General features: G+C 47.4%; 1 rRNA gene (cut by a window edge). It reads left to right on the top strand.

The annotated features are described in order from the left end of the window. Positions 1-1,369 (top strand): 23S ribosomal RNA (locus ACJDT4_RS23230); its annotated part runs 1,457 nt beyond the window's last position; the annotation flags it as partial.

Genomic DNA, 1,369 nt, shown 5'->3' with positions numbered 1-1,369 from the left:
CTGAATTCATAGGTATACAGGGGCACACCCGGGGAACTGAAACATCTAAGTACCCGGAGGAAGAGAAAGAAAAATCGATTTTCTTAGTAGCGGCGAGCGAAAAGGAAAGAGCCCAAACCGGAAACTTGTTTCCGGGGTTGCGGATAGATCACAAAGCCTAATATCTTAACCGAATATTCCTGGAAAGCTAAACCATAGAAGGTAACAGTCCTGTAGGTTAAAAGAAAAAAAGGCCGATCTACTCCAGAGTACCACGAGACACGTGAAACCTTGTGGGAAGCTGGGAGGACCACCTCCCAAGGCTAAATACTAACTGGTGACCGATAGTGAAGCAGTACCGTGAGGGAAAGGTGAAAAGAACCCCGGAAGGGGAGTGAAATAGAACCTGAAACCGTGTGTCTACAACCGGTCAAAACACATTAAAGTGTGATGACGTGCTTTTTGTAGAACGAGCCAGCGAGTTACGGTATGCAGCAAGGTTAAGCACTTAAGGTGCGGAGCCGAAGGGAAACCGAGTCTGAATAGGGCGACTAGTTGCATGCTGTAGACCCGAAACCGGGTGACCTATCCATGGACAGGGTGAAGCGGAAGTAAAATTCCGTGGAGGCCCGAACCACAATGGTGTTGAAAAACCATGGGATGAGCTGTGGATAGGGGAGAAATTCCAATCGAACTCGGATATAGCTGGTTCTCCTCGAAATAGCTTTAGGGCTAGCGTTGCATATGAATACTGGAGGTAGAGCACTGAATGAGGTAGGGGCTGACAACAGTTACTGAACTCTATCAAACTCCGAATGCCAGATATTATTAGTGCAGCAGTCAGACTGCGAATGATAAGATCCGTAGTCAAAAGGGAAACAGCCCAGACCACCAGCTAAGGTCCCCAAGTATAGATTAAGTGGAAAAGGATGTGGGATTTCTAAGACAACTAGGATGTTGGCTCAGAAGCAGCCATACATTAAAAGAGTGCGTAATAGCTCACTAGTCAAGAGATCCTGCGCCGAAAATGTCCGGGGCTAAAATCTAACACCGAAGCTGTGGACTCGTACTACGTACGAGTGGTAGAGGAGCATCCTGTGTGGGCAGAAGTCATACCGAAAGGAGTGGTGGACTGCACAGGAGAGAGTATGCTGGCATAAGTAGCGAGAACTAAGTGAGAATCTTAGTGGTCGAAAATCTAAGGTTTCCTGAGGAAGGTTCGTCCGCTCAGGGTAAGTCGGGATCTAAGCCGAGGCCGAAAGGCGTAGGCGATGTACAATCGGTTGATATTCCGATACCACCAAATAACGTTATCAGAAATGGGATGACGCAGAAGGATAGGATGTGCACACTATTGGATGTGTGTCTAAGCACTGAGGATGAATAAGCA

Origin of the sequence: Clostridium neuense (assembly GCF_045310695.1) — a bacterium.
Lineage (GTDB): Bacteria > Bacillota > Clostridia > Clostridiales > Clostridiaceae > Clostridium_S > Clostridium_S neuense.
Note: the sequence above shows the minus strand (reverse complement) of the source record. Positions and strands in the feature narration are given on the sequence as shown.